The organism is Ruegeria sp. YTSC004, from assembly GCF_059609805.1.
Genome location: NZ_JBXWMJ010000009.1, coordinates 24,844 through 40,894, shown reverse-complemented (window position 1 = coordinate 40,894; position 16,051 = coordinate 24,844). Strand labels below are relative to the sequence as shown.

The window sequence follows — 16,051 nt, the reverse complement described above, 5'->3', positions numbered from 1 at the left end:
GCGTAAACCGCATAGCTAACAAGCAAGTTACACAAACCCTTGAAGCCACTTGCCAAACCCGCGGTTGCCACGCAGAACTCTTTCAACAGTTTTTCACGGAGAGCAGCCATGACCCAGACCAAAATCGCGATCATCGGCGGATCAGGCATTTACGACATCGACGGTTTGGAAAAAGCGGAATGGGTTACCGTCGAAACCCCATGGGGTGATCCATCAGATCAGATCCTGACCGGATCGCTGAATGGCGTTGAGATGGCCTTTCTGCCTCGTCACGGGCGCGGCCACGTGCATTCCCCTACTGAAGTGCCTTATCGTGCGAATATCGACGCGCTGAAGCGACTGGGCGTGACGGACGTGATCTCGGTTTCGGCCTGCGGATCGTTTCGCGAGCACATGGCGCCGGGCGATTTCGTGATCGTCGATCAGTTCATCGACCGGACGTTTGCGCGCGAGAAGAGCTTTTTTGGCACCGGCTGCGTCGCCCACGTCAGTGTTGCGCACCCCACCTGCCCGCGCCTGTCGGACGCGTGTGAGACTGCCGGTCGAGCAGCAGGCATCACCATTCATCGCGGCGGCACCTATCTGGCGATGGAAGGGCCGCAGTTCTCGACACTGGCGGAATCCAAGATGTACCGGGAACACTGGGGCTGCGACGTGATAGGCATGACCAACATGCCCGAGGCCAAACTCGCCCGCGAGGCCGAGCTTTGTTATGCCTCGATCGCCATGGTTACCGATTACGACAGCTGGCACCCGGATCACGGCGAGGTGGACGTCACCTCCATCATCGCCACGCTGACCGGCAATGCCGAGAAAGGCCGTGCGCTTGTCAAAGGTCTGCCCGATCTGCTGGGCGCTGACCGCGCGCCCTGCCCTCATGGCTGCGACCGGGCACTGGAATTTGCCATCCTGACCGCACCTGAGAAACGTGATCCCATTTTGCTGGCGAAACTGGATGCTGTTGCTGGTCGGGTTCTCTGACCGGCAGCTTTAATTGGCTTGCAAGGACTGTTGAACCTTATCCCACAACCCGTGCGACCAGAGGTCGTTGTGGGTGCCGTCCGGGATGACATAGATCTGCGCCGTCCCCCCGGCCATCGCGGCCAAAGCTTCGCCGTGATGCAGGGGAACCGTTTCATCTTCGGCCCCGTGGAAGATCAAAGTCGGAACGGTGACGTTCTCGATCAGATCACGGGTGGCGAACTGATCTCGCATCAGGGCATGCACCGGTAGCCAGGGGTATCTTTCCGCCGCGACGTCCACCGTAGCCGTAAAGGGTGCCTCAAGCACCAGCAGCTTTGCATTTGGGCGCTGTTCAGCTACGGCCGTCGCAACGGCTGTTCCAAGACTTTGGCCGTGCAACACAACGTCCGCACCTTGGCGATCCAACTGGTCATACATCTGGATGCCGTCGGAAATCAGCGCCATCTCGGACGGTTCGCCCTCGCTGCCCGGATAGCCACGGTAGCTGGGGGCCAGCAGGCCGAAGCCGCTGTTGAGGATCTCTCTCATCCGGTCGGCCCGGTCGCCCAGATTGCCAGATTGGCCATGAAAAAACAAAACCGTCGGCGCGCCTTCTATTGCGGGTGGGGCAGTCCACGCGGTCAGCGTGACACCATCGGACATAGTGAGGGAAACGGTCTCAACATCGGCCAGGCCGATCGAATTGGGCGCAGACAACTCGCCATCTGGTTTGAACAACAGCGATTGCTGGTTCACATACATATACCCCACGATGCCCGCGTAGATCACCGCAAGGACCGGAACCAAAAGGATCAGCGCGCCCTTTACGTGGGCAAGCCGCGAGGGATTGGGTTCAGGTGTCGCGTTCGCGCGTGTTTGATCTGTTTGAACCATCGGCCTCTCCGAAGCGTTGCGTCCGGTCCAAGGTTGGTGGCCCGAGGAACCGTTTCAAGCCGCACGAAGCACACTTAATCCAATCTTAAAACTTGTTGCCGCATTGCACGGCCCCGGCTCTTTTTTGCCCGTCATCTTGAAAAATCGCCTGTACTGCACCGATCTGTGGTTCGCACGGCACCGTCAAAACGCCGGCGAAACAGAGGGATAGCATGAAGCGACTTGAGGCATTGGACGCAGCGCGATTTCTGGCGTTTTGCGGAATGGTTCTGGTGAATTTCCGCATCGCTGCTGAGGTCGCCCCTGGTAGTGCCTGGGCCTCGATTCTGATCGACTCGCTGGAAGGTCGCGCCGCCGCATTATTCGTCATTCTGGCCGGTATCGGAATAGGATTGTCCTCTGTGTCAGCTTCGGTACTGCTGCGCCGGGCGGCGTTTCTGTTCGTGCTAGGCCTGGTCAACATGACTGTTTTTGACGCCGATATCCTGCATTTCTACGCCGCGTACTTCGTTGTTGGTGTAGCTTTCCTGACGGCCCCCGCAGGCGCGTTGTGGCTGGGTTCGGCTGGGGTGATGGCACTGTCCATCTTCGCCGTCATGATCTTTAACTATGACCTTGGCTGGGATTGGGACACACTGACATACACTGACCTTTGGACCCTGCCTGGTTCCTTGCGCAACCTGCTCTTCAACGGATGGCACCCGATCTTTCCCTGGGCGGCGTTCCTTTTGATTGGAATGGCCATTGGTCGGTCGGATCTTCACACAATCTGCATCCAACACCGGTTGATCATGTGGGGGTTTGGAGCCGCAGTATTTGCGCTTTTCCCGCAGATGCTGATCGCGGACCCTGATTTGGCGACCTATTTGGGAACAGAGTCCATTCCTCCTGGGCCATTCTACATCCTTGCCGGTACCGGGTCAGCTTGCGTGGTGATCGGATTACTTTTGAAGCTGTGGCCGAAGATCGAAAAGCTGCGCATCGGCCCTGCCCTGACTGCGCCCGGTCGGCAAAGCCTGACGCTCTATATGGCGCACATCCTGATCGGCATGGGCATATTAGAAGAGGCGGGTTTGCTGAACGGATCACTGAACGCCCCTCAAATCGTGGGCTGCGCGTTTGCGTTTTGCGCGGCATCCGCGGGCTTTGCGATTTTGTGGTCTCGAAAGTTCAAAAGCGGCCCGCTAGAGGCTTTGATGCGTTTGACCACACAACCACGCAGGGCTTGACCTTACGCGCTGGTCCGGGCTTGTTGCCAGAAACGTATTCACAGGATTTCCGATGTCCCTTGACCTTTGGCTCGCCTTTGTCGCTGCATCTACCGCCCTACTATTGATCCCAGGCCCGACGGTCTTGCTGGTGCTCAGCTATGCCCTATCCAAAGGGCGCAGCGTGGCTGTCGCCTCGGCGACAGGTGTAGCTGTTGGGGATCTGGTGGCTATGACGGCCTCTCTTTTGGGGCTTGGCGCGCTGGTCCTGGCCTCGGCTACCCTATTCACGGCCCTTAAATGGGTCGGTGCCGCCTATTTAGTCTGGCTGGGGATCAAACTGTTGCGCAGCGCGCCATCGGGCGGGCTTGAGACTGTGGACACCGGGCGCAATGTCACCGCCCACAGCGTTTTTGGCCATGCTGCCGCCGTCACCGCGCTGAACCCGAAATCCATCGCGTTTTTTATCGCCTTCGTTCCTCAGTTTCTGCGCCCGGCTGACCCACTCGGACCGCAATTTGCTATACTGATCGCAACTTTCGTGGGATTGGCATGGCTGAATTCGCTGGCATACGCCCTGTTGGCGGACCGTCTGCGCCAGATGATCGGCCGTTCTGGCGTCATCACCGCAATGACCCGGTTCGGAGGGCTGGCATTAATCGGGATGGGAGTGGCCACGGCTGTCCTGCGCCGCCCGGCCTGAGGGCTCAGCCCTCAGCGTGTTCCTTCATGAACCCGCGAATGAACCGCCGGATTTCTCGCGCGGCCGACGTGTCCAGCTCTTTGCATAGCTGAACAAACTCGTCCCGTTCATCCTTGTCCAGCCGCAGGACCAACTGACTGTTTTTCTTGGTTGAAACCTTGCCGTCTTTCGTTCCCACGCGTCCCATTTCCATCAAAACCCCAGACATACAAGATAGTCTTTGTATATACTTCGCATAGAATTTGTAATTCACAAGCACCTAACAACAAAAGAAGGTTGTGGCAATGAACCTTCATGTCGCTCAGGCGATTTTTGAAAGATCAGGGCAAGTGGCGCATTCCTTACCTGACGTGGATGCCCGATACACTGAACCGCGGCAACGGCCAGTCGAAACGTCCCAAGTGAGGGGCGGCAATCTTTCCTTGCATGACTCACACCAATGGGCCAAACAGCCCAGCGTGTTTTGACGCCAGAGAGGTGGGCCATGTCCAGAAACAAGTCGGTCAAAGATTACATACGGACCATCGTGGATTTCCCACATGAGGGGATCATGTTCCGGGACGTAACGACCCTGTTCGCGGATCCGCGCGGTTTCCGCATGGCGATTGATCAGATGCTACACCCCTATGCCGGCGAACGCATCGACAAGGTTGTTGGACTTGAGGCACGCGGCTTTATCCTTGGCGGCGCGATCGCGCACCAGCTTAGCGTCGGTTTCGTACCGATCCGCAAAAAGGGCAAGCTGCCGGGAACCACGATCAGCCAAGACTACAAGCTTGAATACGGTGAGGCGATTGTCGAAATCCATGACGACGCCATCCAGCCGGGTGAAAAAATCCTCGTCGTCGATGATCTGCTGGCAACAGGAGGCACCGCTGCCGCAGGCATCAAACTGATCGAACGGTTGGGGGGCGAGATCGTCTCATGCTCGTTCATTATCGACCTGCCAGAGTTAGGCGGGCGCAAGGCATTGGAAGACATGGGAATGGATGTCCAAGTCTTGTGCGAATTCGAAGGCCTTTGACAGCCCGCACATTCACAAAATCGTGAGTGGAAACCTGAAACCGCGCTGGCTTAGCGCGGTTTTTCATTGGATCAACCCGAACTTATCGACATATTCAGTGATCTCCCTTTGATGCCGCCCCGTATCCCGGATGATGCCACCAAGGGCATTCCAACAAGGGATATCATACCATGTTTCGCAAACTCGCAATTGCCGGTGTCGCAAGCTTTCTCGTAGGAACGGCCGCTTATGCTGATGGTCACTCCAAGGATATTGTCGACACCGCAGTCGGTGCAGGCAGCTTTGAAACTCTCGTCGCAGCCGTTCAGGCCGCAGAACTCGTAGATACGCTGAAAGGTGAAGGCCCTTTCACCGTCTTTGCCCCCACTGATGACGCCTTTGCCGCTCTGCCCGAAGGCACAGTTGAAACCCTTCTGAAGCCCGAGAACAAGGATCAACTGGTTGCCATCCTGACCTACCATGTGGTGCCCGGGAAAGTGATGTCAGGCGATCTGTCCGATGACATGACAGCCGCAACCGTACAAGGCGGAGAAGTCAAAATTGACCTTGATAACGGCGTCATGGTCAACGACGCGAACGTTGTTCAGGCAGACATCGAGACATCGAACGGCGTCATCCACGTGATTGACAAAGTTATTCTGCCCGCATCGTGAACTCAGCGCGCGGCCTGTGTTAAACGGGCCGCGCCTACGCCTTTAGAACGGCACCCGGATTCATGATCCCTTTTGGATCAAGCGCTGCCTTGATCGAGCGCATCGCCGACAGCTTTACCGGATCGCCATAGCGGCTTAGATCATCCGTTTTCAAACGCCCTATGCCGTGTTCAGCGCTAATCGAGCCACCGAACTCATGCACCAAATCATGCACCAAGCGTTTTACCGTTTGCCGCTGTGCGTCATACTCTGAACGGCTATGCCCCTGCGGCGGGAACACGTTGTAGTGAAGGTTGCCGTCACCAAGATGCCCAAAACAGTTAATCCGGAATTCCCCCAACCCGCGTACAATTTCGGACCCTCGCAGGATGAATTCGGGGATTTGCGAGATCGGGACCGAGATGTCATGGCTCGAGACCGAACCGATCAACCGGTTGGCTTCGGGAATCTGCTCACGTACGGCCCAAAGCTCCAATCTTTGCGCTTCGCTTTGGGCTATGACCGCGTCACCTACAAGCCCGCTCGCCTCCGCTGTTTCGAACAGCGACTCCAGCGCATTTGACGGTGACGCACCGCCAGAAAGACCCAATTCAATAAGCACCATCCATTCAGGCTGGACGTCAAAGGGCTGGCGGATATCGGGCAAAACCTCGGACAGGAACTGCAGGCCTTGCTTATGGATCAGCTCAAAGGTGCTGACCCCCTCGCCCACCTGATCGCGTGCCAGCGCCAGCAAATCAATGGCAGCTTCAGGCGAGGTTACCTGAAACATTGCAGTGCCGGTTTCCGCCGGACGTGGGGACAGTTTCAACGACGCGGCTGTGATGATCCCCAGCGTACCTTCCGCTCCGATCAGGAGGTTGCGCAGATCGTACCCGGTATTATCCTTACGCAAACGGCTCAGACCATGCCAGACCTCACCGTTCGGCAAGACGGCCTCAAGCCCCAAGCACAAATCTCGCGCATTGCCGTAGCGCAGGACATTGACCCCGCCCGCATTGGTCGCAAGATTGCCGCCGATCCGGCACGATCCCTGTGCAGCCAACGCAAGGGGGAACAGCCGGTCCGCCTCTTCCGCGGCGGCTTGAACATCGGCCAGAATGGCACCGGCCTCGGCGATCAGAATGTTCTCGGTCGGGTAAACCGCCCGGATGGCGGACATCCGCTCCAGTGAAATAAGCAACGGGGCCGGGCCGTCAGCCATCACCTGCCCGCCGACCAGCCCGGTCCCGCCGCCATAAGGCACAACGGGAACCGAGGCGTCCGAGGCCAGCTGAACGAGCGTCGAAACCTGTTCTACCGACCTCGGCAGGGTCAGAACGCCCACATGGCCCGCAAACCTGCGGCGCGGCTCCTCCAGATATCGTTCCTCAACGGGGTGCAGAACATCGTCACCCATCGCCGCGCGGATCGACTGGGCAAAAGTATCATCGGCAGGGTTCAGTTTCATACCCTTTCCTTGCCCAAGCAGCCGTGCGCCCACAAGCCCTATTCCAGTTCAATGAGGTATTGCGGCTCAAGCACCACAACTGTCGGGCGGTCGGGCAACGTGCGCAGGGACACTGTGATCTCAGACTCCCCTTTGCGTTGAAACGGAAAATCTTCGCGGATATCGACCAGAAACCGGTCCAGTGAAAAGCTGGAAAACCAATGCATCGGAATGATGATCGAACTTTTCAGTCGCTTCAAAACCGTGATCATTTCCGGCAACGGCATCGTCGTACCGCCATCCACAGCAGCCATCACAACATCCAAACGGCCCAATGCGGCAAATTGTTCATCTGACGGCACGTGGTGCAGGTGACCCAGATGACCAATGCACAACCCTTCAACCTCAAAAACAAAGATAGAGTTTCCGCGCTCTTCCACACCGCCATAAGAGGATCGAATATCGGTCGAGACATTGCGTATCAGCATCTCTCCCAGATCAAGATAGTGATCGATCCCCTGCCCGAATTCGCCCCACCCCGGCAACACATTCGGGATGGCAGGATCCGGATGGGCGGTCCAATGGGTGCCGTGGGCATGGTTCATCGTCACCACGTCCGGGATTAGATCCGCGCTACCGATGAAACCGGTGAAGTCCGTTACCGCGTTCAACCCGCCCTGCGTCTGGATCATAAACGACGCATGAGCGATATAGCTGATCCGAACCGAGAACTCTGGCACAGGATCCTGCCAGGCTGCTTTATGAATATACTCAATCCCCGGTGCGGCATCCGCGATGGCAATGCAATGGCTCGGCCGCCGTTCCTGTGCCGAAGCCCCACCCGAGATCACCATCAATACCGCAACAATCCAGCGCATGCTCGGAGTGTAGCGCAGAACACGGGTAAGTCACGCCTGCAGATATCGCGTGAGTGAAATCACGGAATTGGCATTTTCTAGGAGCAGTTCAGAGAACGATGCACTTCCGCAGCTTGAAGGGCCGTGAAACTTTCGCCACACGTAACGCTTGAGCCAACGGATCACTCACAAAAAATGCGCGGCGCATTTTTGTGTCAATCCAGATATCCGGGCCATCCAATGCTATCGCGCTCACGGCGATGTCTTTGTCTTTCATGACCAACGGTGGCTGATAAACTTCTTGATTTTCGTAGGGTCTATCAATGTTCGGAGATTGATCTGTCAGCACTGCAGCTTTTTGATTGCCGAAGTTCAGACAATAATATTCTCCTTCAACCGGCGTGGCACGGTCATGTTGAAACAGTTTGACTGGATAGAGATTCCCGTCGCCAAGATCAAACTGTCGCACACGCGGCGGACACGGTCCATGCACCCGCAGCCATAAAGAAGTCTGGTTGCTTCTTCTCTTTTTTGTCTTTGTAATCGGCAAATACCTCCGAAGGGAAGAAATCCGCTGTAAGCGGCTCTCCTCGGACCTTTCGGGTGTTTGCGTCCGCTGTGAACTTCAGATCATTATCCCAACGATCAGAATGAAATCCTTTCAACGCCGCAGTGCCCACCATTGCATCGCTGATCCAGATCACTGGCTGTTTTGCCCGCGCCATAGACCTACCCCGCGTCCGTCTTCCCGCGCCGGTCCGAGCGCAAGCTGGCATACAGCACATGCGTCCGCCAACGCCCGTTGATCTGTAGGTACGACTGCGCCACGCCCTCGTATTTGAACCCCGAACTTTCCAGCAACCCACGTGATGGTTTGTTCTCGGGCAGGCAGGCAGCCTCTATCCTACTCAGGTCCAGTCGGGTAAAGGCGTGATGAACGATCGCACCAATGGCCTCGCGCATGTAACCCTGACGGGCAAAAGACTGGCCCGTCCAATATCCCAAGGTTCCTGCCTGCGCCGGGCCGCGACGGACATTGTCCAGCGTGATGGCCCCCAAAAGCACATCATCCGTGCGACGGAACAAAAACAGTGGGATCGCCGTCCCACCGGCCACGGAGCGCTGCGCCCAATAAACCCTGTTGGTAAAGGACTTGCGGCTTAGGTGATCCTTGGCCCAGACCGGCTCCCACGGGGTTAGGTATTCCTGTGACGCGCGCCGTAGCGCCGCCCAGTCGTTAAAGTCGGAATGCGCGGGCGGGCGCAAGCTCAGGCGCTCGGTTTCAAGTTTCAGCTTGCGTCTGCCCAACAGCATCACGCCGCACGCCTCTCCTGCAATTGCGCCAGCGTGGGTGCGCCCGAGACAGGACCGTATAGCGCCAGCGCAGCAGGGGCCTGCACTGCCATCTGTTCGGCGAAGGCACGCACATCTTCTGTGCTGACGGCGTCGATCTTGGCCACTGCATCCTCAAGCGAGGGAACCCGGTCCCAGATCTGCACCAGACGCGCCAGACGTTCCGCCCGGTTCGACGGGCTTTCCAGCCCCATCAGCATACCGGCTTTCATCTGCGCGCGGGCGCGGGCAACCTCTTCGGCGCTCATGTCTTCGGCGGCGCGCTTCATCTCATCAATCGTTATGCTGGCCAGCTCTGCCACCTGATCTGCTGACGTTCCGGCGTAAATCGTCGTCGTGCCGGTATCGGCATAAGCTCCGGTCTGCGCAAAGATCGTGTAGCACAACCCGCGTGTTTCGCGCACTTCCTGGAACAGGCGAGAGGACATGCCTCCGCCCAGCGCAGTCGAATAAATCTGTGCGGTATAGATCGCATCGTCGCGATAGCCCGGGCTTTCCAGCGCCAGTGCGAAATGCGCCTGCTCCAGCTCTTTCTCCTGCCGCGCTTCGCCGCCAGTGAAACGGGCGGTTTCCGGGATCAGCCCCTTGCAGGGTTTAAGATGGCCAAACAACGCCTCAGCGGTTTTCATCAGCGCATCATGATCAACGGCACCTGCAGCAGACAGGATCATCTGCTCAGGCCCGTAGTGCTCGGCGACGAAACCGGAGAGATCCTCTCGGGAAAACGCGCTGACACGTTCGGTCGGACCCAGAATGGTTCGACCCAGCGGTTGATCGTGATAGCTCTGCTCTTGCAACCAGTCAAAGATCACATCGTCGGGCGTGTCATAGGCCTGACCTATTTCCTGTAGGATCACACCGCGTTCAACTTCAATCTCACGCGGGTCGAAGATCGGGTTCAGAACGATGTCACCGATGACATCCATCGCCAGCGCCACATCGTCTTTGAGAACACGCGCGTAATAAGCCGTCACCTCGCGCGACGTGTAGGCGTTGATATACCCGCCCACGTCCTCAATCGCCTCGGCGATTTGCAAAGCTGAACGGCGCTTGGTTCCCTTAAAAGCCATATGCTCCAAGAAATGCGCGATACCGTTCTGTTCAATCCGCTCGTGCCGCCCACCGGCGGTCACCCAAATGCCGATGGCCGCCGATTGCAACCCCGGCATATGTTCACTGACGATACGAAATCCGTTCTTCAGTTGGTCTTGTCTGACAGTCACTCAGCGATATGCCTTCTGATATGATCCTCGAGGGTGCCCAGATCGTTGGCGATGCGGGTCACCCGTTCCGGACGTTCATACAGATCAGACATGCGGGATGGAAGAGGCGGATGTTCGCCGCTTGCCTTCTCGACCGCTGCCGGGAATTTTGCGGGATGTGCGGTGGCCAGTGTGATCATCGGAACGTCGGTCGAGCGATGCTCTTCTGCAACCTTGATGCCCACGGCGGTATGCGGGCAAACCAGTTCTGCACTGTGGGTCAGAGTGGACTTGATTGTCGCCAGCGTCTCATCCTCAGATACACGGCCCGAGTCAAAGCTTTCGCGCAGCGCTTCCATTGCGCCCTGGCTGACGTTAAAGCCGCCGGTCTTCAATTCATCCATCAACTGCGCGACAGCGCCGCCATCTTCGCCATACGCATAGTACAGCGCGCGTTCAAAATTTGAGCTGACCTGAATATCCATCGACGGGCTGATCGAGGGGATGGTGTCGCCCTTGAAGTACCCCTCGCCCGACAGGCAACGATGCAGGATGTCGTTTTGGTTGGTGGCGACAACCAGACGGTCAATTGGCAGGCCCATACGCTTTGCAAGGTAGCCCGCGAAGATGTCACCGAAATTGCCGGTCGGCACCGTAAAACTGACTTTGCGATGTGGCGCGCCGAGGCTGACAGCAGCGGAGAAGTAGTAGACGATTTGCGCCAGAACACGGGCAAAGTTGATCGAATTCACGCCAGCCAGCTTCACGCCGTCGCGGAAGTCGAAATCGTTGAACATGTCCTTTAGCGCGGCCTGACAATCGTCAAAATCGCCGTCCACGGCCAACGCATGCACGTTGCGGTCCGCAGGTGTCGTCATCTGCCGACGCTGCACTTCCGAAACTCGGCCATGCGGGAACAGGATGAACACGTCCACGGCGTCGAGCCCCCGGAACGCTTCAATCGCAGCCGAACCGGTGTCGCCACTGGTCGCGCCAACGATGGTTACACGGTCACCACGGCGTTTCAGCGCCACCTGGAACAGCTGACCGATCAGCTGCATGGCGAAGTCTTTGAAGGCCAATGTCGGCCCGTGGAACAGCTCCAACAGGAAGTGGTTCTCGTTCAACTGCTTCAATGGCGCGCGGGCATCATGGCCAAAGCCTTCGTAGGCGCGGCCGATGATCTCTTTGAACTCACTCTCACCGAAAGATCCGCTGACATAGGGCCACATCACCCGGAACGCGATTTCCTCAAAGGGCAGTCCGGCCAGTGCTGCGATCTCATCCTGCGTCATCACCGGGATTTCAGCAGGCAGGTACAGGCCACCATCACGGGCCAGCCCGGTCAGCATCGCCTCTTCAAACGTCAGTTCGGGCGCCTGCCCGCGGGTCGAGATGTATTTCATGTCACGTCACTCTCAGAAGGGGCGCGGCTGCGCCACAGAAAATATCCGGTCATCGCGGCCCAGACCAAAGCCAGGCCAAACCATGTTATTGCATATTGCAAGTGATCGTTCGGGATGCCCGTCGTGCTGACGGGCAAAGGCGTTATTCCGGGATCGGTTTGCGAGCGGGCGATCAGCAGAACGGGTTCCGCACCCAGAGCCGCTGCCAGATGGGGCACATCACGGGCAAACCAGATGTTTGCATTGAGGTCAGGTTCAGGCGTGTAACTGTCGATCTCATCCGGCCAATGCAGGTTTCCGGTTATCTCCATCGGGCCGTTCAGACGTTCGGCTTCCTTGGCAGTCGTCGGAACAAAGCCACGATCCACCATAATCGTTCGACCTTCGGTGACAAAAGGCTGTATGATCCGGTACCCAGCCCCGACTTGCTTGACCGAGACTAGAACGTGAACTTCGTCCAGGAGCATTTCACCAGTCACAGCGACCGTCAGATACAGGTCTTCTCCTCGCGTTGGGTTTGCAGGGAGCGATGTGATGTCGCCATCAATCATGGCTCCGATCTCCGCCAGAAGAGTTTCTTTCCAAACCAAACGCTGAACCTGCCACACACCCAGCGACAGCAGCACGCCCAGACCGGCGAGGCCGAAGATCAGAAGGAACAGAGTGCGGCGCATGGTGGAGCAAAACCTCATTGCAGGAACCGGCGTCTTGTTAAGGGGCGAGCCGTGCGATTTGCAACCGCCCAATTGTATGGGGCGCAATTTTTGCGCCCGGAACAGAGAAAAAGCCGCCCCGAAAGGGCGGCTTTTGCAATTTGTTCGCCCGTCTGGCGTTACATCAGCGGCGCTTGGCCCCAGATGTATACTGCGAAGAACAGGAACAGCCAGACAACGTCGACGAAGTGCCAGTACCAGGCAGCCGCCTCAAACCCGACGTGTTTCTCAGGCGTGAAGTCACCCTTGAGCGCCCGGATTAAGCACACTGACAGGAAGATGGTACCGATAAGAACGTGGAAACCGTGAAAGCCGGTTGCCATGAAGAAGTTCGAATAGAACTGATCACCGCCGAATTTCCAGCCTTCATGCGCCAGCAGCTCATAGTATTCAAAGGCCTGCAGACCTGTGAATGCGACGCCCAGAGCGATACCGATGGCCAACCCCTGCACCAGCGCCTTTCGATCATTGCCGTGCACCAGCGCGTGGTGCGCCCAGGTGATTGCGCAGCCCGACAGCAGCAGGACCAAAGTATTGATCAGCGGCAGGTGGAACGGGTCAACCGCGTGAATGTCCGGCTGGATGTACTCGGTGCCGGCATAGTCGTACATTGGGTACATGCGATGTTTGAAGAACGACCAGAACCAGGCAAAGAAGAACATCACCTCGGACATAACGAACAGGATGAAGCCATAGCGCAGGCCGATGCGGACAACCGGTGTGTGATCGCCCTGGCGGCTTTCGACCACAACCTCGGACCACCATGCGAACATGGTGTAAAGAACGGCCACCAGACCGGCCCAGAACATCCACGAGGTAACCCCGTGCATCCACAGGACGGCTCCGAACAGCATCACAAAGCCGCCGATCGCGCCGATCAGAGGCCAGATCGACGGGGCCAGAATGTGATAATCATGGTTTTTTGCGTGTGCCATCAGCGTCCCTCACCTACAGGCGTTAGTTCGTTGTTATATCAGCCTGCGTCTCAAGGGCGGCAACGCCCTCGGGCAGGTCAATTTCGTAGAATGTATACGACAGTGTGATCGTATGAACATACTTAGCTTCAAGATCCTCGACCATTTCAGGGTCGACGAAAAAGGTGACCGGCATCTCAACACGTTCACCGGGTTGCAACACCTGCTCTTCAAAGCAGAAACAGGCGATTTTCTGGAAATACCCGCCGGCTGAATACGGAGTCACGTTATAGGACGCCTGTCCCGCGATGGGGCGGTCGGTCGGGTTGTAAGCTTCATAGAAGGCCAGTCCGGTTTCGCCGATACGCACTTCCATCTCGCGCGCGACCGGCTTGAATTCCCATGCCATGCCTTTCGCCTTCGAGGCGTCAAAGCGGATGGTCACCTTGCGATCCAGAATGTCTTCGGGTGCAGTCGCGGCCACACCAGTGGTTCCACCAAATCCGGTTACACGGCAGAACCAGTCGTAAAACGGAACAGAGGCCCACGCCAAGCTGCCCATCAGGACAACCACGCCGACTGTCTGCGCAACAGTTTTCTGAGGACCTGTCAGCGCCATCAGTTCTGTACCTCTTGCGTCGCCAAGCTGAAGTCCGTGCCCGAAACCTTAACGATCGTCAGGCCAAAGATGATCACGATGAAGGCAGCCAGCGTCAGACCTACCCCTAGGTTACGACTGAACCGGCGTTGGTGTAGTTCGTGGCTCTTGCGCAGGCTCATGACCAACCTCCTAACCCATAGGGTTTCAGCAGTGCTTCGACCAGGATAGCACCAAAATGCAGGAACAGGTACAGCAGCGACAACTTGAAGAACGCGCGTTCAACCTTGAAATTGTCGGCCTCGGAATCATCTTCGTTGCGGCGCGAAATCTGCCACGCTCCGCGCAGGAACAGCGCGTTCAACACCACCGCGACAGTCAGGTAGATCGGACCTCCAATGCCCGAGAATGCGGTTCCAACAGCCAGCATGGCCAGCAGCCCGGTATATACCAGAATGTGCCAGCGCGTCGCGCGACGACCATGTGTGACGGTCAGCATCGGAACACCCGCATCGTCGTAATCCGAGCGCATGAACAGCGCCAGCGCCCAGAAATGCGGTGGGGTCCACATGAAGGTCAGGGCAAACATCAGCCACGGCTCGATGGACATAGACCCCGTTGCGGCAACCCAGCCGATGACCGGCGGAAATGCCCCTGCCGCGCCGCCGATCACGATGTTCTGCGGCGTCGAGCGTTTCAGCCACATCGTATAGACGACAACGTAGAAAAAGATCGTGAAAGCTAGGAAAGCGCCAGCAAACCAGTTGGTTGCCAGACCCAGCATAATAACGGACAGCCCCGACAGGGCCAGCCCGATTGCCATCGCCTCACCCTCCTGGACCTTGCCAGACGGGATCGGGCGGCCTTTGGTCCGCTTCATAACGCGGTCGATATCGGCGTCCCACCACATGTTCAAAGCACCGGATGCGCCGCCGCCAATGGCAATGAACAGGATGGCGCAGAAGCCCACGAATGGATGAACAGGGACCGGTGCCGCAAGAAGGCCGACCAAAGCGGTGAACACGACCAGCGACATCACGCGCGGCTTCAGCAAGGCAAAGAAATCGCCAAAGCTGGCCTCATCCGCGTGGGATTGGGCGCTTACTGTGCTGGCATTGATGCTTGCGTCGCTCATTTCAGGTCCTTCTGGGGCGAAAGCCGCGCGGATACCGCGCAGCCTGCATTACCTTTGGCGCGAGTTTTCAGCCCGCGCGGGTCATCACTTGAATGCAACCTGATAGGCTGCGGGCTGACCTGCATACTCTTCCAGTGCGCCTTGCAGCCACTGCTCATACGCCTCTTCGCTGACCACTTTGACGGTGATCGGCATGTAAGCGTGGTCCTTGCCGCACAGTTCGGAACACTGACCGAAATAGATGCCTTCCTTTTCGGCCTCAAACCACAATTCGGCCAGACGTCCAGGAACACCGTCCTGTTTTACGCCGAAGGACGGGATGGTCCACGAATGGATCACGTCTGATGCGGTAACCTGCATCACAATGATCTTGCCAACCGGGACCACAACGGCGGTATCGGTAGCCAGCAGCCATTCGTCATCGCTGTAGCCCGCATCCGCCAGCTTGGCACGCATCGCGTCGTTCAGAACAAACGGGGTCACGTCCGCATCGGCCGGGCGTGCGCCTTCGTCCAATGTGGCCGGGTGGCCCAGCAGATAGCTGTCAAAGGCGAAATCGTGATCAACGTATTCGTAAGTCCAGTACCACTGGTTCCCAACGACTTTGATGGTGATGTCGCCTTCGGGGATTTCCTGCTGATTGAACAGAACTGGCAGCGAGAAGGCACCGATGAAGACCAGAATCAGGATCGGGCCAAGGGTCCAGGCAATCTCAACCGGGGTGTAGTGCGAGAATCGCGCCGGTTCAGGGTTGTTGCGCGAATTGTAGCGAATGATGCAGTAGATCAGCAGACCCGCAACAAACAGGCAGATCGCGGTGATGATCACCAGAATCATATCATCCAGCCGCTGAATCCCCGAGGCCAGGCTGGTCGCCGCGGGCTGGAACCCAAGGCCGCCATCAACCGGCTTACCAATAATCTCAAGCTCCTGAGCCATTGCGGGAAGGCTGGAGAGGGCTGTCATCAACCCCGAAAGCATCAAAGCATTCTTCATTTT

General features: G+C 57.5%; 20 protein-coding genes. 5 read left to right on the top strand and 15 right to left on the bottom strand.

Translation table 11 applies throughout. The annotated features are described in order from the left end of the window. Positions 1 to 108 precede the first annotated feature (108 nt). On the top strand, positions 109 to 981 hold the full coding sequence (locus AC2FFP_RS16255; RefSeq protein WP_496768155.1) for an S-methyl-5'-thioadenosine phosphorylase: 873 nt from the start codon (positions 109 to 111) through the stop codon (positions 979 to 981). 9 nt (positions 982 to 990) lie between these two features. Here the strand turns inward: AC2FFP_RS16255 and AC2FFP_RS16250 are convergent, their stop codons facing one another. After that, complete coding sequence (locus AC2FFP_RS16250) at positions 991 to 1,857, bottom strand: alpha/beta hydrolase (protein WP_496768153.1); 867 nt, start codon at positions 1,855 to 1,857, stop codon at positions 991 to 993. A 212-nt stretch (positions 1,858 to 2,069) separates the two neighbouring features. Between AC2FFP_RS16250 and AC2FFP_RS16245 the strand changes: the two genes are divergently transcribed. Further along, positions 2,070 to 3,086, top strand: coding sequence for a DUF418 domain-containing protein (locus AC2FFP_RS16245; protein WP_496768150.1), 1,017 nt, complete (start codon positions 2,070 to 2,072; stop codon positions 3,084 to 3,086). A gap of 52 nt (positions 3,087 to 3,138) precedes the next feature. Continuing rightward, positions 3,139 to 3,768 (top strand): LysE family translocator, encoded by a 630-nt coding sequence (locus tag AC2FFP_RS16240; RefSeq protein ID WP_108861737.1) that lies wholly within the window; start codon positions 3,139 to 3,141, stop codon positions 3,766 to 3,768. A 4-nt stretch (positions 3,769 to 3,772) separates the two neighbouring features. Here AC2FFP_RS16240 and AC2FFP_RS16235 read toward each other — a convergent pair whose 3' ends face one another. Further along, entirely contained in the window at positions 3,773 to 3,976 is a 204-nt protein-coding gene (locus AC2FFP_RS16235; protein WP_496726000.1) for a hypothetical protein, read from the bottom strand. Between the two features lie 276 nt (positions 3,977 to 4,252). Between AC2FFP_RS16235 and AC2FFP_RS16230 the strand changes: the two genes are divergently transcribed. Both AC2FFP_RS16230 and AC2FFP_RS16225 read left to right on the top strand, forming a co-directional pair. After that, a complete protein-coding gene (locus AC2FFP_RS16230; RefSeq protein ID WP_109313474.1) occupies positions 4,253 to 4,792 on the top strand; it encodes an adenine phosphoribosyltransferase in 540 nt (179 codons plus the stop codon). A 170-nt stretch (positions 4,793 to 4,962) separates the two neighbouring features. Then, complete coding sequence (locus AC2FFP_RS16225) at positions 4,963 to 5,445, top strand: fasciclin domain-containing protein (RefSeq protein ID WP_058272260.1); 483 nt, start codon at positions 4,963 to 4,965, stop codon at positions 5,443 to 5,445. Positions 5,446 to 5,479: 34 nt separating this feature from the next. Here AC2FFP_RS16225 and AC2FFP_RS16220 read toward each other — a convergent pair whose 3' ends face one another. The 13 genes from AC2FFP_RS16220 to coxB form a co-directional block, all read right to left on the bottom strand. After that, positions 5,480 to 6,895, bottom strand: coding sequence for an FAD-binding oxidoreductase (locus tag AC2FFP_RS16220; RefSeq protein ID WP_496844719.1), 1,416 nt, complete (start codon positions 6,893 to 6,895; stop codon positions 5,480 to 5,482). Positions 6,896 to 6,933: 38 nt separating this feature from the next. Further along, positions 6,934 to 7,752 carry an MBL fold metallo-hydrolase gene (locus tag AC2FFP_RS16215; protein ID WP_496844718.1) on the bottom strand — a complete coding sequence of 273 codons (819 nt, stop codon included), beginning with the start codon at positions 7,750 to 7,752 and terminating at the stop codon, positions 6,934 to 6,936. Between the two features lie 88 nt (positions 7,753 to 7,840). Then, positions 7,841 to 8,200 carry a hypothetical protein gene (locus tag AC2FFP_RS16210; protein WP_496768138.1) on the bottom strand — a complete coding sequence of 120 codons (360 nt, stop codon included), beginning with the start codon at positions 8,198 to 8,200 and terminating at the stop codon, positions 7,841 to 7,843. Further along, entirely contained in the window at positions 8,187 to 8,456 is a 270-nt protein-coding gene (locus tag AC2FFP_RS16205) for a hypothetical protein (protein WP_496768134.1), read from the bottom strand. The genes AC2FFP_RS16210 and AC2FFP_RS16205 overlap by 14 nt, the downstream gene beginning before the upstream one ends. Positions 8,457 to 8,460: 4 nt before the next feature. Further along, positions 8,461 to 9,045 carry a GNAT family N-acetyltransferase gene (locus AC2FFP_RS16200; RefSeq protein WP_496768133.1) on the bottom strand — a complete coding sequence of 195 codons (585 nt, stop codon included), beginning with the start codon at positions 9,043 to 9,045 and terminating at the stop codon, positions 8,461 to 8,463. Further along, positions 9,045 to 10,307, bottom strand: coding sequence for a M16 family metallopeptidase (locus AC2FFP_RS16195; RefSeq protein WP_113790541.1), 1,263 nt, complete (start codon positions 10,305 to 10,307; stop codon positions 9,045 to 9,047). The genes AC2FFP_RS16200 and AC2FFP_RS16195 overlap by 1 nt, the downstream gene beginning before the upstream one ends. Next, positions 10,304 to 11,692 carry a threonine synthase gene (thrC, locus tag AC2FFP_RS16190; protein WP_496699808.1) on the bottom strand — a complete coding sequence of 463 codons (1,389 nt, stop codon included), beginning with the start codon at positions 11,690 to 11,692 and terminating at the stop codon, positions 10,304 to 10,306. The genes AC2FFP_RS16195 and thrC overlap by 4 nt, the downstream gene beginning before the upstream one ends. Next, complete coding sequence (locus AC2FFP_RS16185) at positions 11,689 to 12,366, bottom strand: SURF1 family protein (RefSeq protein WP_496725992.1); 678 nt, start codon at positions 12,364 to 12,366, stop codon at positions 11,689 to 11,691. The genes thrC and AC2FFP_RS16185 overlap by 4 nt, the downstream gene beginning before the upstream one ends. A gap of 158 nt (positions 12,367 to 12,524) precedes the next feature. Beyond that, positions 12,525 to 13,340: a cytochrome c oxidase subunit 3 gene (locus AC2FFP_RS16180; protein WP_058272267.1), complete on the bottom strand. Its 816-nt coding sequence runs from the start codon at positions 13,338 to 13,340 to the stop codon at positions 12,525 to 12,527. Positions 13,341 to 13,362: 22 nt separating this feature from the next. Next, positions 13,363 to 13,938: a cytochrome c oxidase assembly protein gene (locus tag AC2FFP_RS16175; RefSeq protein WP_496707186.1), complete on the bottom strand. Its 576-nt coding sequence runs from the start codon at positions 13,936 to 13,938 to the stop codon at positions 13,363 to 13,365. Then, positions 13,938 to 14,099 (bottom strand): cytochrome c oxidase system small membrane protein, encoded by a 162-nt coding sequence (locus AC2FFP_RS16170; RefSeq protein ID WP_239336011.1) that lies wholly within the window; start codon positions 14,097 to 14,099, stop codon positions 13,938 to 13,940. The genes AC2FFP_RS16175 and AC2FFP_RS16170 overlap by 1 nt, the downstream gene beginning before the upstream one ends. Beyond that, complete coding sequence (cyoE, locus tag AC2FFP_RS16165) at positions 14,096 to 15,052, bottom strand: heme o synthase (RefSeq protein ID WP_058272269.1); 957 nt, start codon at positions 15,050 to 15,052, stop codon at positions 14,096 to 14,098. Before cyoE ends, AC2FFP_RS16170 begins: the two co-directional genes overlap by 4 nt. 84 nt (positions 15,053 to 15,136) lie before the next feature. Further along, on the bottom strand, positions 15,137 to 16,048 hold the full coding sequence (coxB, locus tag AC2FFP_RS16160) for a cytochrome c oxidase subunit II (RefSeq protein ID WP_496768129.1): 912 nt from the start codon (positions 16,046 to 16,048) through the stop codon (positions 15,137 to 15,139). Between the last annotated feature and the right edge of the window lie 3 nt (positions 16,049 to 16,051).

Bases quoted from the DNA above. Each gene is read 5' to 3' on its own strand.
- AC2FFP_RS16185 (WP_496725992.1), bottom strand. From the start codon at position 12,366: ATGCGCCGCACTCTGTTCCTTCTGATCTTCGGCCTCGCCGGTCTGGGC.
- AC2FFP_RS16225 (WP_058272260.1), top strand. From the start codon at position 4,963: ATGTTTCGCAAACTCGCAATTGCCGGTGTCGCAAGCTTTCTCGTAGGA.
- AC2FFP_RS16175 (WP_496707186.1), bottom strand. From the start codon at position 13,938: ATGGCGCTGACAGGTCCTCAGAAAACTGTTGCGCAGACAGTCGGCGTG.
- AC2FFP_RS16220 (WP_496844719.1), bottom strand. From the start codon at position 6,895: ATGAAACTGAACCCTGCCGATGATACTTTTGCCCAGTCGATCCGCGCG.
- AC2FFP_RS16230 (WP_109313474.1), top strand. From the start codon at position 4,253: ATGTCCAGAAACAAGTCGGTCAAAGATTACATACGGACCATCGTGGAT.
- cyoE (WP_058272269.1), bottom strand. From the start codon at position 15,052: ATGAGCGACGCAAGCATCAATGCCAGCACAGTAAGCGCCCAATCCCAC.
- AC2FFP_RS16245 (WP_496768150.1), top strand. From the start codon at position 2,070: ATGAAGCGACTTGAGGCATTGGACGCAGCGCGATTTCTGGCGTTTTGC.
- AC2FFP_RS16240 (WP_108861737.1), top strand. From the start codon at position 3,139: ATGTCCCTTGACCTTTGGCTCGCCTTTGTCGCTGCATCTACCGCCCTA.
- AC2FFP_RS16170 (WP_239336011.1), bottom strand. From the start codon at position 14,099: ATGAGCCTGCGCAAGAGCCACGAACTACACCAACGCCGGTTCAGTCGT.
- AC2FFP_RS16255 (WP_496768155.1), top strand. From the start codon at position 109: ATGACCCAGACCAAAATCGCGATCATCGGCGGATCAGGCATTTACGAC.
- AC2FFP_RS16180 (WP_058272267.1), bottom strand. From the start codon at position 13,340: ATGGCACACGCAAAAAACCATGATTATCACATTCTGGCCCCGTCGATC.
- AC2FFP_RS16235 (WP_496726000.1), bottom strand. From the start codon at position 3,976: ATGTCTGGGGTTTTGATGGAAATGGGACGCGTGGGAACGAAAGACGGC.
- thrC (WP_496699808.1), bottom strand. From the start codon at position 11,692: ATGAAATACATCTCGACCCGCGGGCAGGCGCCCGAACTGACGTTTGAA.
- AC2FFP_RS16205 (WP_496768134.1), bottom strand. From the start codon at position 8,456: ATGGCGCGGGCAAAACAGCCAGTGATCTGGATCAGCGATGCAATGGTG.
- coxB (WP_496768129.1), bottom strand. From the start codon at position 16,048: ATGAAGAATGCTTTGATGCTTTCGGGGTTGATGACAGCCCTCTCCAGC.
- AC2FFP_RS16215 (WP_496844718.1), bottom strand. From the start codon at position 7,752: ATGCGCTGGATTGTTGCGGTATTGATGGTGATCTCGGGTGGGGCTTCG.
- AC2FFP_RS16250 (WP_496768153.1), bottom strand. From the start codon at position 1,857: ATGGTTCAAACAGATCAAACACGCGCGAACGCGACACCTGAACCCAAT.
- AC2FFP_RS16200 (WP_496768133.1), bottom strand. From the start codon at position 9,045: ATGCTGTTGGGCAGACGCAAGCTGAAACTTGAAACCGAGCGCCTGAGC.